The sequence below is a fragment of the Saccharomonospora sp. NPDC046836 genome (assembly GCF_040645195.1).
GTDB lineage: Bacteria > Actinomycetota > Actinomycetes > Mycobacteriales > Pseudonocardiaceae > Prauserella_A.
Genome location: NZ_JBEYXW010000020.1, coordinates 1 through 16,439, shown reverse-complemented (window position 1 = coordinate 16,439; position 16,439 = coordinate 1). Strand labels below are relative to the sequence as shown.

Below are 16,439 nucleotides of genomic sequence, written 5' to 3'. Positions count from 1 at the left end.
GACACCCAGGAGAGTCACGTGACGGACCGTTGCGAAGCACACCCCCTCGCGCCGCTGTCGGCGGCCGAGATCACGGAGGTGCGCAAGATCCTCGAAACCGGCGGTGTGCTGCAGGAGACGACCCGGTTCTCCTACGTCGGCCTCGCTGAGCCGGCCAAGACGGCCGTGGCCCGGTACGACCGCGACCGCTCGCCAGTCGACCGGCTCGCGCGCGCACTGCTGCTGGATATCGGGACGGGCGAGGCAGAGGACGTCCTGGTCGGCATCACCGACCGCACTGTCCGGTCGCGCACTCCGGTGCGCAGCGAGCACGGACAGGTGCCGGTGCTCGCCGAGGAGCACGACGTCGTCCGCGAGGTCATGGCCGCCGACGAGGGTTGGCGTGCTGCGCTGCGCAAGCGCGGTATCGACGATCCCGCGCACGTCTACCTCGCGGCGTTGTCGGCAGGCCGTTTCGAGTCCATTCCGGACGCGGGGCGGCGGTTGGTGCGGGTGCTCGCACATTGGCAGCCGGAACCGTCCACGATGGTGTGGGCGCATCCGGTCGACGGCCTGGTTGCCTACGTCGATCTCATCGAGCGGCGGGTGGTCGAGATCGTCGACACCGGAGTCGTGCCGATTCCGCAGGAGTCCGGCGACTACGACGACCCTGCCGTGTCCGGTCCGATGAGGACGACGCAGCGTCCGATCGAGATCACCCAGCCCGAGGGGCCCAGCTTCACGCTGCGGGACGGCGAGCTGCGCTGGGAGAACTGGCGGGTCCGGCTCGGCTACGACATGCGGGAGGGGCTCGTTCTGCACCAGATCGGTTTCGCCGACGACGGCAGGTTGCGCCCGATCGTCAACCGCGCCTCCGTTGCCGAGATGGTCGTGCCCTATGGCGATCCGGGGCCGATCCGGTTCTGGCAGAACTACTTCGACACCGGCGAGTATCAGCTGGGCAGGCTCGCCAACTCGCTGGAGCTCGGCTGCGACTGTCTCGGCGAGATCACCTATGTGGACGCTGTGGTCGCAGACGGCAACGGGGAACCGGTGACGCTGGCCAACGCGATCTGCATTCACGAGGAGGACTTCGGCGTGCTGTGGAAGCACACCGACCCGGCCAACGGGAGCAGGCAGACGCGGCGCCAGCGACGGCTCGTCATCTCCTTCTTCGTCACCGTCGGCAACTACGACTACGGCTTCTACTGGTACCTCTACCTCGACGGCACGATCGAGCTGGAATGCAAGGCCACCGGCATCGTGTTCACCGCGCACTACGACGAGCGGATCGCGCCGTACGCGTCACAGGTGGCGCCCGGCCTGGCCGCGCCGTACCACCAGCACCTGTTCAACGTCCGGCTCGACATGGCGGTCGACGGTGACATCAACGCGGTCGACGAGATCGAGGTCGAGCGGGTGCCGATGGGGGAGGACAACCCGTTCGGCAACGCCTTCACCCGCAGCTGCCGCAGGCTGACCAGCGAGCGTGCGGCGCAGCGCATGGCCGCGCCCGAGCGGGGCAGGGTGTGGCACATCGTGAACCCGCAGCAGCGCAACAGGCTCGGGGAAGCGCCGGGGTATGCGCTGACCCCGCAGGGGTTGCCGACGTTGGTGGCCGACGAGGCATCGGCGATCCACGGGCGCGCGACGTTCGCCACCAAGCACCTCTGGGTGACCAGGTACGACGAGTCCGAACGTTTCCCGGCAGGCGACCTGGTGAACCAGAGCGCGCCGGGCGCCGGGCTGCCTGCATACACAGGTGGCGATCGTGATCTGGACGGAGCCGACCTCGTCGTCTGGCACACTTTCGGCCTGACCCACTTCCCGAGGTTGGAGGACTGGCCGGTGATGCCCGTCGACCGCTGCGGTTTCACGCTCAAACCCGTCGGGTTCTTCGACCGCAATCCCACGCTCGATGTGCCGGCCCCGGCCGGCGGCCACTGTCACGGGCACGGCCGGTAGGCGGTGCACGAGTTCCCCCGGTACGCGGCTCCGTCGGCGGCCGATGAGATCGAGCTGGTGCGGCGGCATCCGTTCGCGCTCGTCGTCAGCGCGCAGCCGGACGGACCGCCGGCGGCTTCGCACCTGCCGGTCGTGTTCCGGCAGGTGCCGACGGCGTGGGCAGGGGCCACGTTGCTCGGGCACCTGGCTCGGGTCAACCCGCAGTGGCGTGCCTTCGCCGGTGGCGCGGAGCTGCTGCTCGTCTTCAGCGGCCCGCACGGCTACGTGTCTCCGACCACCTACGGCTACACCCCGGCGGTGCCGACCTGGAACTACGCTGCCGTTCACCTGACCGGCACGGTCGAGTTGGTCAACAGCGACGCGGAGACGCTCGAGGTCGTCGAGCAGACGGTGCGCGCCGCCGAGTCGCTCCGTGCGCGTGCCTGGGACCTGACGTCGTCGCGGGAGCGGTTCGCCGCACTGGTCGAGCACGTCGTCGCGTTCCGGCTCCGGGTGCGCACGGCACGCAGCGTGTTCAAGCTGAGCCAGGACATGCCGGCCGATGTGCAGGCGCGGGTTCGCGCTGACGTGCAGGCCAGCGCGGACGCCGGCGCGGCGCTGGCCGCCATGATGGCGCGTTACGGCGCCGCCGAGACGCAGTGAACATGCGTGGTCGGTGATTGTGGGTCGCCCTCGACTCGTCGGGCACAACCGTCGGCGGGAGAGGGTCATGGCACTGCACAAGGGGCAGCACAGCACGTCGGCCGGCGAGTTCGTCTCCGCGAACCCGATGTTCGCGCGGCATGGTGCGGAGATCAGCGTGCCGAAGCATCGGCTGCCTGCCAGGCCGATGGATCCGGACACGGCCTACCAGCTCGTGCACGACCACCTCATGCTCGACGGAAACGCGCGGCTGAACCTGGCCACCTTCGTCACCACCTGGATGGAGCCGGAGGCCGACCGCCTGCTCGCCGAATGCTCGGCCAAGAACATGATCGACAAGGATGAGTACCCGCAGACGGCGGAGCTCGAACGACGGTGTGTCAGCATGCTCGGCCAGCTGTGGCACGCGCCGAGCGAGGCCACGTCCCTCGGCTGCTCGACCATAGGGTCCAGCGAAGCGGCGATGCTGGCTGGACTCGCGCTCAAGCGGCGCTGGCAGCAGCGCAGGCGCCGGGACGGGGCGGACACGGCGCGGCCCAATCTCGTGATGGGCATCAACGTGCAGGTGTGCTGGGAGAAGTTCTGTACCTACTTCGAGGTGGAGCCGCGTTTCGCGCCGATGGAGGGCGAGCGGTTCCACCTCGATGCGGAGCAGGCCGTCCGGCTCTGCGACGAGAACACAATCGGGGTCGTGGCTGTCCTCGGCTCGACCTTTGACGGCAGTTATGAACCGGTCGCCGAGATCGCCGCCGCACTGGACGACCTGCAGTCGCGAACCGGCCTCGATGTTCCGGTCCACGTCGACGGGGCATCGGGCGCCATGATCGCGCCGTTTCTCGACCCCGGACTGGTGTGGGACTTCCGGCTGCCCAGGGTTGCCTCGATCAACACCTCGGGGCACAAGTACGGGCTGGTGTATCCGGGCGTCGGTTGGGTGCTGTGGCGCGACGCCGAGGCGGTGCCCGAGGAACTGATCTTCAAGGTCAACTACCTCGGGGGCGAGATGGCCACATTCGCACTCAACTTCTCGCGGCCTGGCGGGCAGGTCGTTGCGCAGTACTACACGTTCCTGCGGCTTGGCTGGGAAGGTTTCCGCCAGATCCAGGCCGAATGCCGCCGTGTCGCCACCTACTTGTCCCGGCGGGTAGCGGCGATGGGTCCATTCCGGTTGCTGACCCACGGCGATGAACTGCCCGTCTTCGCGTTCACCGTGAACATCCCGAACTTCAGCGTGTTCGACGTCTCGGCGGGGCTGCGCGAGCGGGGCTGGCAGGTGCCCGCCTACACGTTCCCGCCGCACCGGGAAGACCTTGCGGTGCTGCGGATCGTGGTACGCAACGGTATGGGACGGGAGATCGCCGACCTGCTGCTCGACGACCTCGAACACCTGTTGCCGCACCTGCGCAGGCAGACCGCACCCATCCGGGGTGCGGAGGCGGCTGGGTTCGACCACGCGTCAGTGCGCCATCGTGAACTCACCCGCGGGGGATGAGTCCGCGAATCGGTCAGGACCCGAGGAGTCGCGCTTTCTGCGTCTGGAACTCGTCCTCGGTGAGCACACCCTGGTCTCGGAGCTCACCCAGTTGCTTGAGCTGCGTCAGCACATCGCCGCTGCCCGTGGGAGATTCCGGCTGGGGAGCGGGTTGCGGTTCGGCTTGTGCCTGCTCCTCAGCCGCCCAGCGGCCGCGCTGCCTGCGCGACACGCGATTCGACACTGTGGTGGCGGTACCGGCGATTACGGCGGTGCGCGCCACACCCCGTAGCAGACCGGGCATGGTCGGTCCTCCCGTCTATTCCGCGTTCTCGGTGGCGTCCAGCGCGGCGAGCACGGCCTGCACCGGGATGCGGCCGCCGGCGACCAGCTGCGCGCCACTCCGTCGCAGTTCGCGAGCCAGCGGTGCTGCCCACAGGTTCTCGTAGACGAGGATCGCCGCACTGGTATCCGGCTCGAGGGCCGCGGCCGCCTCCTGCAGGTCGTCCTCGTCGAGCAGACCGGACTTCGCCCCAGCGAAGACCGTGAGCTCCAGCTCCTCGTCGCCGCCGAGATCCTCGACGGCCACTCTGGTGATCGTGCCGTCCGGGCTGATGCTCAGGAACTCCAGGTCCAGCACCCGGACGATGCCCCGCTCGACGAGATCGAGGAGCAGGGGCATGGCCTTTCCCGTCGGTCCGCCCGCTGGGAACTCGATCACGAGGTAGTCGATCGGGCCCAGCTCGTCGAGTTCGGCGGTGTCCGCCGGTGTGCGCGTGGTCATGCGATGACTGTGGTCACTCGGCGGTACTAGGGTCCTCCTCCGCCGCGGGTGAGGTCCGGTTACAGGCGGCCGAGCGTGATCGGTTCGGCTGTGCGGGAGCCGTTGCCGCGTGGCTCCGGCTGGTCAAGCGCGGCGGTGGCGATCTCGGCGGCCAGCGCTGTGTCACAGGTGTCGAGGGAGATCACCAGGCCAGGCTCGACGCCGGCCAGGCTGGGGTCGTCGACGCGGAACTTGATCTCCGGGTCGATGGGCGCCTTGTACTCGCAGCCGCCGCCCGACTCGCGGACGAACGCCTTCGTGCCCGCGAGATCCACACTCTGACCGCCTTCGTCGAGCAGGGACTCGTAACTCACTTCGATCGGCGTGAACGTCTGCTCACTGGTCAGCTGGCAGGCGTAGGGGTTGAGGGCGAGCAGGTAGCGCTGCTCGCCGGCCTGGTCGGTGGGTTCGGCCTCGACGGCGGGGGCGAGCGCGGCGCACGGATCCTTGCCGTACAGGCTGATCCGCGGTGTGCTGGCCCCATCAGCGGCCAGCGGCGGGTTCTGCCACTTCGGCAACAGAGTCGTGAAGTACTTCTCGGCGATCTCGCACACCGTGTCGCGCGGTACGGATTCATCGACCGTCGTCACGTCCAGTTTGGCGCCGACCGGTTCGTCGAGTGGAAGGAAGAAGGCACACGAGATTCCGAAGGTCGGGGCGTCCGGCTCGGGCGGCAGCTGCCGGAACACCCTCGCCCCGTCGAGGGTCCCGCTCTCATATGAACTGTCCAAAATGGTCTCGAGTAGCAGCTCGACGTTGAGCGACCAGTCGCCCTTCACGCCGTTGCCTCCGGCTAGGGTCAGCGTGCACCGGTTGAGTTCGCCCAGTGGCACGATGAACGAGCGGCTCCCGCCGGTGGCTGTTTCGGCTGCGGTGATGTCGTGCATTGCGCACGGGTCCCAGGTCCGCATTGTGGCGAGCGCGGGGACGAACTCCTTGAGCTCGTCGAGGTAGGGCGGCTCGGCCGCGTCCGGAGTGTCCGACACCGGGACACTCTGCGCCCGGGTCGTGACGGCCCCACCTTCTCCGGTCACTGTCTGCGAGCAGGCGGCCAGGGCGCCCATGGTGACAATCGCCATGAAGGCCACAGCGGCACAGCGACGAAGCATCATTCTCCCCCATGAAAAGATGTAACTGGCGAGCAGCGTAGCTGGTGAGTGACTCCCGCGGCCTGGCAAGTCCTTTGTGGTCAGATCATTTGATCCGGTTCGGGGTATTTGTCGTGCATTGATCAGTCGTACTGCCGGCATTGGCCGGGCAGGACGGTCATGAGCGCGCGGTTCAGTTCGGCCAGTGCGACCGATGCAGGCATGGTGGCCGGATCCAGGTAGGCATGCAGGCTCAGCCCTTCGACGATGGCGAGCAGTCCGGCGGCCGCCGGATCGGCATCGGTGTCAGGCGGGACTTCGCCGCATTCTTTGCCGTTGGTGATGGCCTGGGCGACCTGCGCGCGCAGGGCAGCCTCCGTTTGGTTACGTACCGCGGCCAGAATGGGCTGGTCCACGGCGCGGGCGGTAAACGCAAACAACACCCGCCACTCCGCCTGTCGCGTCTCGTCCAGCGGGAGTCGTTCGGCCAGGCTCTCGCCGAGCGCGCGGCGGATGCTGCCGTGGTGCGCGTCGAGTTCCTGTGCCCGCTGCTGGGCGCGTGCCAGCGCCCGTTCGGTGACCTGAGTATAGGCGTAGCGCAACAGGTCGTCCTTGCTGGCGAAATAGTGCTGCACCAACCCCACCGACACGGCGGCCTCGGCTGCGGCCTTGGCGATCGTCACCGCCGCAAGTCCGTGTTCGGCGACCAGTCGCTCGACTGCCTCGGCGACCTGACGACGTCGCAGCGCGTGGTACTCCTCGGTGGCCATTTCCTTCTCCGCGTCATCGATAGTACAGTCATACTAGAAACAATATGCTCATATTGGAGAGCGGGGTGGGTCGTGGGCGTGTCGTGGCGCTGGTGGTGCGTCGGCCTGGTCGCGGGTGTTCTCTTCCTTGCCGCCGCCCCCGCCGGGGCGATGGCGGGGCAGCCGCCGAACCTTGAGCGGTATCTGGTCGATCACATGCGGGTCAGCGGAGCACCGGGGCTGTCTTACGCACTGATCCACGGCGGTGACGTGGTCAGTTCCGGGGCGTGGGGTTACGACGGGTATGGCCGCCCGATGACCCCGCGCACGCCGGTCGGATTTGGCTCTGTCGCCAAACCCGTGACCGCCACCGCGGTGCTGCGGATGGTCGACGCGGGCACGATCGGCCTAGACGATCCCGTTGTCCGCCACCTGCCCTGGTTCCGGCTCGCAGACCAGAACCACGCCATCCGGATCACCGTGCGCCACCTGCTCGAGCAGACCAGCGGGATCTCCTCGCGGGACGGTTTCGTTCGCTCTGACCTCGACGACAATGCTCCGGGCGCGATCAGCCGCTGGGTGACAAGTCTGGCGGATGTGGCTCCGACCGCGGCGCCCGGCGAACGACATCAGTACAGCCCCGCCAACGCGACCATCCTTGCCGCCATGACCGAGGAAGTCACTGGCCTGTCGTTTTCCGAGGTCATTCGGCGAGAGGTGTTCACGCCGCTGGACATGGCCGATGGCATCGCCGACGCCCGCGACGCCGAGCGAATGCCACCGGGGCACGAGTACTACTTCGGCAGCGTCCGCGCCGCCGACCGCACCTTCGACACCTCCGGCCTGGCCTACGGCTACCTCGCCGGCAGCGTCACCGACCTCGCCCACCTCGCTATTCCACTCCTCGACAACGGCCGCTACCGCGACACCCAGTTCCTCACCCCGGGCACGATCGCCGCACTCCAGCACAGCGGCCCTAAGGCCACCTGCGGGCACTACCCGCTCGGATGGCGCCACTGCACACTCGCAACCGTCAACACGCCGATCGTCTGGCACGCGGGCGCGGTCACCGGTTACCACACAGCCCTCATCACCGCACCCGAGACCGGTTGGGCGATCGCTGTCCAGCAGAACGTCTACTCCCCGCTGCACGACCCAGCCCTCAACGCTGCCGCGTTCGGCGCCCTGACCATCGCGCTCGGCGGTACACCCGCCCCAATTCCCGGCAACACAACCGAACCCATCGCGTTGGTCGCACTTGGCGTGCTGGCCCTCGTGCTTGCCGGCGCGCTGGCCTGGAGCAGCTACCGTCTCCTCGCGCGTCGGCCTCACACCTGGCGAACCTGGCTTGCCACAGCTGGCTGGAGCGGGCTCGGTAGCCTGTCCGCGGTCGTGGCCGGACTGCTATTACCCGGCATCTTCGACCTGGAACTACGGCACGTCGTGCGATTCATGCCCGACATCGGCCATCTCGCCATCGCCATCATCGTGCTAGGCCTCGCCCTCACCGTCACACGACTCGCGATACTCCTGCTCCACCTGCGCCAGCGCCGTCCTCACCGGCCAACACGGCTGCAAAACTAATCCAAACAGGACTCCTTTCTCCGATTATTGGTCCGCACCACTTCGATCCAGGTTACTACACCCGGGCAGATTTGTCGAACACATGTTCGAGTATTGTGGTAAGCTGTGTTTGTGTGCGAGAGCGTGATCTCCCCGATGTCATTGGGGGATAAGGAACTTGTTGACGGCCTGCGGGGGTTGGAGCAGGGCCGTCGGGAGTCCTATGCCCGGGAGATGTTCAACCTCAACCCGATCGATGCGCGGCGTATGGTCGCCCACGCCCGCGCGTTGTTGCCCTCGGTCACGACCTCGGGTGCGCCGGTCGCGGCGGAACTGCCCATGACCGCGGACACCCTGCGGAACGGCCTGATCGGGCCTGAGCATGTGGAGGCCATCCACAAGGCGATCCTCCAGCTACCGCTTGATGCTACTGACGAGGACCGGGCGGCGGCCGAGAAGATCTTGTGTGAGGCCGCAATCGTGAGCGAGCCCCGCATCATCGCGAGGCTTGGTCGGGAGATCCGGGACCGGTTGGACCCCGATGGCGCCGAGCCCAAGGATGAGGCCCTGATACGGCCGAAACGGTGGCTGGACTTCCGGGAAACCGCCAACGGCGTCACCGGCACGTTCGGGCTGGACAAGGAAGCCGGTGCGCTGCTGGCCAATCTGCTGTCCCCGTTGACGGCGCCCCGGTCCAGTGATGACGGGCCGGACCTCCGCTCCCGGGACGAACGCTATGGCGATGCGTTCGCCGAGATACTCGCCCTCGCGGCTCGTTGTCCGAACAGCCCCACCGAGGCGGGGGAACCGGTCACGTTGTTGGTGTCGGCCACCCTGGACCAGCTCACCACCGGCATCGGCCAGGGCGTCGTGGATGGTCACCTGGCGATGTCGGCGGGGCAGACCCGGCGGATGGCCTGTGACACGAAAGCCGCTCCCATGGTGTTCGGTACCGCCAGCGAGGTCCTGGATGTCGGACGGACGACCCGCACGGTTCCCCGAAGTCTCCGGCGGGCCCTGATCCACCGGGACGCTGGCTGCACCTTCCCGGACTGTGATCGTAAGGCCAAGTGGTCGCAGTCCCACCACGTCGCCCATTGGAGTAACGGTGGACCCACCACTTTGGACAATCTCACTTTGGTGTTTGCCTATCACCACCGGGTGGTGCACCACAGCGACTGGAAGATCCGCATGATCAACGGAATCCCCTGGTGCATCCCACCACCCCACATCGACCCCGGGCAACGGCCCCGGCGCAACATCCTCCACGCCTGGCCGGAATCAAAGCGCCTGACCCCGCCAGATCCTGTGGCGCTGGCGTCATGAATGGTCGACTCGGCGGGCTGAACGATCATGATGCACAGCAGTGCATGCTCGCGCGACGCGCATTCAGTTCAGGGTGGCGACTTGGCTCCGAATCAGCTGTCGCGCAGGGAGAACCCGAGTTCCTGCGCGGCCTGTGCCGGGGTCGGATCGGTCCAGCGTTCGAGGACGTGCTCGTTCGAGGACAGCGACCGGATCTCGGCCCGATCCAGGTAGAGCACACCGTCGAAATGGTCGGTCTCGTGCTGGACGATCCGGGCGGGCCAGCCGTGGATCTCTTCGTCGAGCGCCTGTCCGTTTTCGTCCACACCAGACAGACGGATCCTCGATGCCCGCGATCCTCAGCGGGACTCCGATCTGGGGCGCTGCGAGGCCCACCCCAGATGCCTGGCCGTCGACCAGGTCGCCGAGTGCGGTAGGGCTGGTCATGAGTAGGCCCGTTCGTGGAACGTTCTCCCGTCATGTTCGCGCCGTCGGACTGGTCTTTTGGAGGTCAGGGTCGAGTCCGTCATGCGCGAACTTCGGCCGACACACCTCGAAGAGAAGGTGGGAACGCGTGACTGAAGCACAACGGAGATCATCTGTGCGCAGATTGGCCGGTGTCGCGAGCGCAGCGATGGCGGTCGGATCGGTGCTGGCGCTGGCGGGTTCCACCGCCAGCGCCGCGCCCGGTAGCCCCGGCACGCCGCAGGCGCCGATCACCGTGTACGCGGAGGACTTCCAGAACCGTTCAGGACCGACTCCGATCGTCAAGCTTGACCAGTACACGGGTGCGAGCGGGCAGACATACACCGCGGATCAGCCATGGCTGACGGGATGCAACGGCTGGGTCGCGGCGGCGAACCAGCCGGTGGCGGATGCCGCACAGACTGCCGACTGCGTCAGCCAGACCCACTGGAACTCGGTCCAGCAGGCGTCCTATGCCCTTGGTGCGTACGCGGGTGCGGCGGATCCGAACGCGAACTTCGCCGTCTCGGCCATGACCGCCGGAGACCCCGGCGCCGGCCACGTCGAGTTCCAGACCGGCTCGAACATCCCGTTCAGTGGTAGCAATCGCTTCATCACCTTCAGCGTGGACGTCGCAGCCCTCAACTGCCATGCAAACCCGCCGCTGCTGCAGTTCTCGCTCCTGAACGACTCAGGTGCGGCCACCCCGGTCGGCTCGGTGATCAACGGCTGCAGCAGCCCCACAACGGTCAACGCGCCGGCCCTCGGCCAGAACGCTGCGCGTCCTGTTCAGGTCGGCACCTACAACTCGAACGGTGCCGTACTGGTCAACGGCAGTTCGATCGGGGTGCAGCTGGTCAACAACCAGCCCAGCGGGACTGGTAACGACCATGCCTTCGACAACATCAGGATCCTCGATGTGACTCCGCAGCTGGACAAGTCGTTCAGCCCGGCCAGCGTGACGGTCGGCGAGACGTCCACGCTGACCTTCACCATCACCAACACCAGCGAACTGGCTGCCAAGAACGGCTGGTCCTTCACCGACGCGCTCCCGGCGGGTCTGACGGTCGCCTCGCCGGCAGCGTCGACGAACTGCCCGAGCGGGGCCGTGACCGCTCCCGCTGGTGCCACCTCGATTCAGGTTTCCGGCAACCTCAACGCGGGCATGGCATCGTGCACCGTCACGGTGAACGTCACCTCGTCTGAGACCGGCACCTACACCAATGGGCCGGACAACGTGTCCACTGTGGGCCTCAACCCGCCGGGGTCGACTGACGTGACCTTCACCGACCCGGCGGCGGACCTGGCGGTGGCGAAGATCGCCCAGTCCAGTGTGATCCAGCAGGGAAGCGAGATCGTCTACACGATCACGGTCACCAACAACGGGCCGAACGACTCGTCCGGCTACACCCTGCGGGACCCAATCCCCGCGGGGCTGACCCAGGTGACTGTGTCATCGGGCTGCCAAATCGCGACCGGGGTGGTCACCTGCACCGGTGGTCCACTGCCGTACGGGCAGACCCACACCTACACCGTGACCGGGATTGCTGACGGCACAGTGGCATATGTCGCGAACACGGCACAGGTCATCGGTAATGACCCCGACCCGAACACCGACAACAACACCTCCACCGAGATCATTGAGGTCGAGGTCCCGTTGGTCGGCCTCGCCGCAGGCGGAGTTGTCGCACTGACCGCCCTGGGCGGCGGTGCCTGGTACACGCGTCGGCGCACCAGCAAGCAGACCACCCGCTAACAAGGACGTGACGGGCCCGCCTGCCATAACGGCAGCGGGCCCGTCACGCATCCCGCTTGACGAACGTAACAATGGCGAGGGTCAGCGCGGCCATGATCCAGGCTGTCATGACTGCTCCACCGTGGATGGCGGTGAGGTCACCGGGCTGGTACAGCTGCATCCCCGCTCGGTCGGGAAGGTACCGGGCGAGGGCCGTGACCGATACGAGCAACGGGGAAGCGACAAGCACGAGCGTCGCCATCAGCGCGAACGTGCCTGCAAGGCTGCGGAGCACCACGGCTGCGGCGAGCCCGAGCAGCCCGATCAGCGTGAGATACGTGGTGGCGCCGAGACTTCTGGCTGTCAGTACCGGAACACCGCCGAGGGCGGCGCTTCCAGCCACGGCGAGCAGCGAGACCGGGGCGGCGACGGCAAGGTAGGCGAGTACCTTTCCCACCAGGAGCAGTGCGCGGTTCGGCACACTGGCCAAGCTGGTCCGGATCTGGCCGCTGCTGTACTCGCTGGCCGCGGTCAGTATGCCGAGCACAATGAGGCCGAGCTGTCCGTAGTTCACCGCGCGAAGCCCCGTTCCGGCCGCGTTGGCCGCGAACGCGGCTGCGAGGCCCAGCATGGCGAGGATCGTCACCGCCACCGTGACGGGCACGGCCGGCAGGGTCCGCAGTTTGCCCAGTTCGGCGGCGACCACGTTGCGAACGCTGTTGGTCATCGAGCCCTCCGGTTCACGCATCGCGCCGCACGAGAACTGTCGCACCGGCAAGCAGGGCGGCGGCGGTCCAGACCGCCAGCACGACCCCGCCCATGGCGGGAGACAGTGGGTCCTCGATCGCGGCGTTGTAGGCGAACAACTGCAGTCCCGCCGCGTCGGGAAGGAACTTCGCCAGCGGTGTCAGCCTGGAGAGCAGGATCGAGACCGACACGACGGAGCTGTTGATGATGAGGACGACCAGCGGGATCAGGCCGTTGCGCGTGATGGTGGTGATGGCGAGGGCGAGCAGCGCTGTGCAGACGCAGTAGACGACGGCGCCGAGCGGCCGCCAGCCGAGGGCGTCCGCCAGTTGGCGCGCCGAGTTCCCGTATTCGCCGAGCCGAAGCTGGGCCGCCGCGATTCCCGCGGCGATCCCGAAGCCAGCGAGCGGCGCGGTCACGACCGCGAGCGCGATCGCTTTCGCCGCGAACAGCAGGCCACGGCGGGGAACACAGGTCAGGCTGGTCACGATCTGCCTGCCGCCGCCGACCTCGCTGGCACCGGCCGCGTACTCGCTACTGATGGCGAACACGCCGAGCACGACCGCCGCCACCGCCGCGAGTAGGCCGACCTCGGAACCGGCCTGCGACGTGGGCCAGTCGGCAAGCGAACTGGTGTCCCCCGCGTCGAGCCGTGCGCGGATCGAGCCGGCGTTCAGCACGGCGAGCGCAGGCGCGGCGACCACGCAGATCCCGGCCGCGACGAACATCGCGCGCAATGACACGAGTTTCCGGAGCTCAGCGTCGATGTACCTCAGCATGGGTCGTCCTTGCGGGTGAGCGCGAAGAACGCCTCCTCGAGGGAGGCGTGTCCCGCTGTGACCTTCTCGACAGATCCACTGTGGACGATCCGGCCATGGTTGATCACGACGAGGTCGTCTGCTGTGCTGGCCAGCTCGCTCATCAGGTGGCTCGACAGCAACACGGTCCTGCCCTCGGCGGCATAGGACCGGAGGAACTCACGTAGCCAGCGGATGCCGAGGGGGTCGAGACCGTTCACCGGCTCGTCCAGCACCAGCACTTCGGGTTCGCCCAGCAGCACGGCGGCCAGCCCGAGCCGCTGGTTCATGCCTAGCGAGAAGGTTCCGACGCGTTTGCGGGCCGCGTCGCTGAGCCCGACGGTCTCCAGCACCTCGGCAACCCGCGCTCGTGAGATCCCGTTGCTGGTGGCGACCCACGACAGGTGCGCGCGGGCGGTCCGCGACGGATGCGCGCCGCTGCCCTCCAGGAGTGAGCCGACGGTGCGGAGCGGGTTCCGCAACGCCCGGTACGGCTTGCCGTCGATGAACGCGGTGCCGGAATCGGCCGAATCGAGGCCGAGCAGGATCCGCAGTGTTGACGACTTGCCGGCGCCGTTGGGGCCGAGGAATCCTGTGACGCGACCTGCCGGCGCGGTAAAGCTGACGTCGTGTACGGCCGGCTTCGTGCCGTGCCGCTTGACGAGACGGGACACTTCGATCACGGCCCCAGCCTTCAGCCGGACCGGCGCGGGCGCATCGGCCAAAGGTTGACAGGCGCCTACGAGCGCAGCGTGTCCACGAACCCCGACTCGTAGGCGAGGATCACCAGCTGGGTGCGGTCGCGGACGCCGACCTTGTCGAAGAGGCGGCTCAGGTAGGTCTTCACCGTCGCCCTGCTGAGGAATAACGCGCCCGCGATCTCCTCGTTGGACATGCCTTCCGCGATGGCGGCGACCACGTCACGCTCGCGGTCGGTCAGTCTGGCGAAGCGGGCGAGCGCCGGCTCCTGACGGCTCCGGCGCGCCGCGAACTCGGCGATCACCCTGCCAGTCACTTCGGGCGAAAGCAAGGCGTGTCCTTCGTGGACAGTCCGAATCGCACGGAAGATCTCGTACGGCGAGGCGTTCTTCAAGAGGAAGCCGGATGCTCCCGCTCGCAGGGCCTCGTACACGTACTCGTCGACATCGAACGTCGTCAGGATCAGTACCCGGGCGGTGGAGGCGGACGTGCACACGGCCCGCGTGGCCGCCAGCCCGTCCAGCACAGGCATCCGGATGTCCATGAGGACGATGTCGGGACGCAGCCGGTGCACGGCTTCGATCGCATCCTCGCCGTCACGCGCCTCGCCGACCAGGACCAGCGCCGGATCGGATGAGACGAGTTCGCACAACGAGCTACGCAGCAGGTCATCGTCCTCCGCGACGAGCACCCGGATCCGGCCGCTCACCCGTCCCGCTCCGAATAGGGCAGTGACGCGCGTAGCGCGAACCCGTTAACCTCGCGCGGACCGACGGTCAGTTCGCCGCCGAGTGACTCCACGCGTTCCCTCAGCCCGATCAGTCCGAACCCTCCTTTGGCCGGTGACGCTTTCAGTGTTCCACCGTCGTCGATGACCTCGACGGTGACCGTCTGGCTGGACGCGGTGACGGTCACCTCGCAACTGCATCCCGGGGCGTGCCGGGCCGCGTTCGTCAGCCCCTCCTGCGCGATCCGGTAAACCGCGAGTCCGGTACCGGCCGGGATGCCGGCCGCACCGGACATGGTCAGTCGTACGTCGATTCCCGTGCTACGCACGCCATCGAGCAAGGCCGGGAGATCCGCGATCCCTGGCTGGGGGCTCCGTTCGGCTTGCTCGCCGGGTTCCCTGACCGCGCCGAGCACTGCGCGAAGGTCACCAAGGGCGTCCTTGCTGGCACGCTCGATCTGGGCCAGTTTCCGCCGCAGTTTCTCCGCGTTGTCACCATCGACATGGGCAGCGACCCCGGCGGTCACGGCGATCGTGCCCAAGGAATGCGAGACGACGTCGTGCACTTCCCTGGCCACCCGCAGCCGTTCCGCCAGTACCGCACGGGCGCCCTCGGCGCGGGCGGCGTGTTCGGCCTCGACGCGTTCGCGGCGGACCGCCTCACCCAGGCGCCACGCACCTGCCAGGAACAGCAGGCTCACGATGACGTACCGGGCGATGTCCTCGGCTCGGGCATAGCCGGGCAGGACCAGGGCCGCGACGACGAGCCCGAGCGATACCGACATGGCGCGCGACATGTGAGCGCTGCCGTGCGCGATCGCGACCGGGTACAACGTCCACGCCGCAGCGACGAACGGGTCACGCGTCACACCCAGCAAAGCACCAGCGAGCGTCGCCGCCGCAACGACGCCGAACGCCACGACGGGCCACCGCGACCGCGTGAGCAGACCGCCCACGACCAGCACGATCAGCGCGATGACGAGACCATCGAGCGAGCGATCAACAGGCAACCAGAACACCAGTACGCACAGCACCGCCGCACCCGCATCGACGAGCACGCGCCGAGTCTGGTCTGTTGGGAACACCCACCCGACCCTACGGCTTCGGAGTTCGCAAGCAGCGGCATGTCAGACACCGGCTCCCGTGCGGGCGCCGTACTTCACGCCACGCTGGCCGAGGCGTTGCTCGCGCCAGGCCAGCAAGCGGTTGCGAATGAAAGTGGAGGGTTGGCAAGTCCAGATGACGTACTTGGTCGGCCGAGTGGTTGTTGGGCTAGTGGTGGTATGCGTGGGCGACGGCGTGGCCGCGGCTGATCAGCCACTCGTTGACCGGCATGGTGACCAGGAACGCGATCAGGAAGGCGAATGCGAGCGCGCCCCAGAACATCAGCGCCCTCCGAGACCACGGCTGGACCGACAGAGCCATTGCTGAGGTCGTCGGTGTCGTCACGGTCAACCTGATGACCGGCGCGTTCAACCTCGTCGCCGGGATCGAACCGGCCGACGACCGAGCGCAAGACATTCCCGCAATACCATGACCGGCGGCGTCCCCGTTGCACACCAACAAGTGCTTGTACCCTGTGCGCTCATACGGAGTGCCAAGCGAATCTCCCGATGGAAAGATCAACGAAAGGGTTTTCCTTGCCGTCTAAGCATCGCATCGGATTGTTGCTGGCTCTCCTGCT

Annotated in this window: 16 protein-coding genes and 1 pseudogene; 6 read left to right on the top strand and 11 right to left on the bottom strand. The window is 67.4% G+C overall.

Features of this window, described 5'->3' with window-relative positions; all coding sequences use genetic code 11:
• The first annotated feature begins 18 nt into the window (after positions 1–18).
• From ABZ863_RS21860 to ABZ863_RS21850, 3 genes are all read left to right on the top strand, one after another.
• On the top strand, positions 19–1,944 hold the full coding sequence (locus ABZ863_RS21860; RefSeq protein WP_358538536.1) for a primary-amine oxidase: 1,926 nt from the start codon (positions 19–21) through the stop codon (positions 1,942–1,944).
• Between the two features lie 3 nt (positions 1,945–1,947).
• Positions 1,948–2,586, top strand: coding sequence for an FMN-binding negative transcriptional regulator (locus tag ABZ863_RS21855; RefSeq protein ID WP_358538534.1), 639 nt, complete (start codon positions 1,948–1,950; stop codon positions 2,584–2,586).
• 127 nt (positions 2,587–2,713) lie between these two features.
• Positions 2,714–4,078 (top strand): glutamate decarboxylase, encoded by a 1,365-nt coding sequence (locus ABZ863_RS21850; protein ID WP_358538798.1) that lies wholly within the window; start codon positions 2,714–2,716, stop codon positions 4,076–4,078.
• 13 nt (positions 4,079–4,091) lie between these two features.
• On the opposite strand, the gene ABZ863_RS21845 is transcribed toward ABZ863_RS21850, so the two are convergent.
• From ABZ863_RS21845 to ABZ863_RS21830, 4 genes are all read right to left on the bottom strand, one after another.
• The gene (locus ABZ863_RS21845; RefSeq protein WP_358538532.1) at positions 4,092–4,361 is read right to left on the bottom strand and encodes an SHOCT domain-containing protein; all 270 of its coding nucleotides are present in this window, start codon (positions 4,359–4,361) and stop codon (positions 4,092–4,094) included.
• Positions 4,362–4,376: 15 nt separating this feature from the next.
• A complete protein-coding gene (locus ABZ863_RS21840) occupies positions 4,377–4,841 on the bottom strand; it encodes a DUF6325 family protein (RefSeq protein ID WP_358538530.1) in 465 nt (154 codons plus the stop codon).
• 59 nt (positions 4,842–4,900) lie between these two features.
• Positions 4,901–5,959 (bottom strand): hypothetical protein, encoded by a 1,059-nt coding sequence (locus ABZ863_RS21835; RefSeq protein ID WP_358538528.1) that lies wholly within the window; start codon positions 5,957–5,959, stop codon positions 4,901–4,903.
• A 152-nt stretch (positions 5,960–6,111) separates the two neighbouring features.
• Positions 6,112–6,738: a TetR family transcriptional regulator C-terminal domain-containing protein gene (locus ABZ863_RS21830; RefSeq protein WP_358538526.1), complete on the bottom strand. Its 627-nt coding sequence runs from the start codon at positions 6,736–6,738 to the stop codon at positions 6,112–6,114.
• 72 nt (positions 6,739–6,810) lie between these two features.
• Between ABZ863_RS21830 and ABZ863_RS21825 the strand changes: the two genes are divergently transcribed.
• On the top strand, positions 6,811–8,301 hold the full coding sequence (locus tag ABZ863_RS21825) for a serine hydrolase domain-containing protein (RefSeq protein ID WP_358538524.1): 1,491 nt from the start codon (positions 6,811–6,813) through the stop codon (positions 8,299–8,301).
• Positions 8,302–8,412: 111 nt separating this feature from the next.
• Positions 8,413–9,606, top strand: coding sequence for a DUF222 domain-containing protein (locus ABZ863_RS21820; protein WP_358538521.1), 1,194 nt, complete (start codon positions 8,413–8,415; stop codon positions 9,604–9,606).
• Positions 9,607–9,698: 92 nt separating this feature from the next.
• Here ABZ863_RS21820 and ABZ863_RS21815 read toward each other — a convergent pair whose 3' ends face one another.
• On the bottom strand, positions 9,699–9,926 hold the full coding sequence (locus ABZ863_RS21815) for a peptide deformylase (RefSeq protein ID WP_358538796.1): 228 nt from the start codon (positions 9,924–9,926) through the stop codon (positions 9,699–9,701).
• 233 nt (positions 9,927–10,159) lie between these two features.
• Here ABZ863_RS21815 and ABZ863_RS21810 point away from each other — a divergent pair, with 233 nt between their 5' ends.
• Positions 10,160–11,806, top strand: coding sequence for a DUF11 domain-containing protein (locus ABZ863_RS21810; protein WP_358538519.1), 1,647 nt, complete (start codon positions 10,160–10,162; stop codon positions 11,804–11,806).
• 43 nt (positions 11,807–11,849) lie between these two features.
• On the opposite strand, the gene ABZ863_RS21805 is transcribed toward ABZ863_RS21810, so the two are convergent.
• The 6 genes and pseudogenes from ABZ863_RS21805 to ABZ863_RS21780 all read right to left on the bottom strand — a co-directional run.
• Positions 11,850–12,512, bottom strand: a complete 663-nt coding sequence (locus ABZ863_RS21805; RefSeq protein ID WP_358538516.1) for a hypothetical protein — start codon at positions 12,510–12,512, stop codon at positions 11,850–11,852.
• 13 nt (positions 12,513–12,525) lie between these two features.
• On the bottom strand, positions 12,526–13,311 hold the full coding sequence (locus tag ABZ863_RS21800; RefSeq protein ID WP_358538514.1) for an ABC transporter permease: 786 nt from the start codon (positions 13,309–13,311) through the stop codon (positions 12,526–12,528).
• A complete protein-coding gene (locus tag ABZ863_RS21795) occupies positions 13,305–14,012 on the bottom strand; it encodes an ABC transporter ATP-binding protein (RefSeq protein WP_358538512.1) in 708 nt (235 codons plus the stop codon). Before ABZ863_RS21795 ends, ABZ863_RS21800 begins: the two co-directional genes overlap by 7 nt.
• A 56-nt stretch (positions 14,013–14,068) precedes the next feature.
• Positions 14,069–14,737 (bottom strand): response regulator transcription factor, encoded by a 669-nt coding sequence (locus ABZ863_RS21790; RefSeq protein WP_358538510.1) that lies wholly within the window; start codon positions 14,735–14,737, stop codon positions 14,069–14,071.
• Positions 14,734–15,813, bottom strand: a complete 1,080-nt coding sequence (locus tag ABZ863_RS21785; protein WP_358538508.1) for a sensor histidine kinase — start codon at positions 15,811–15,813, stop codon at positions 14,734–14,736. Before ABZ863_RS21785 ends, ABZ863_RS21790 begins: the two co-directional genes overlap by 4 nt.
• Before the next feature lie 214 nt (positions 15,814–16,027).
• Positions 16,028–16,141, bottom strand: a pseudogene (locus tag ABZ863_RS21780) (DUF4396 domain-containing protein); the annotation flags it as partial.
• Positions 16,142–16,439: the final 298 nt, after the last annotated feature.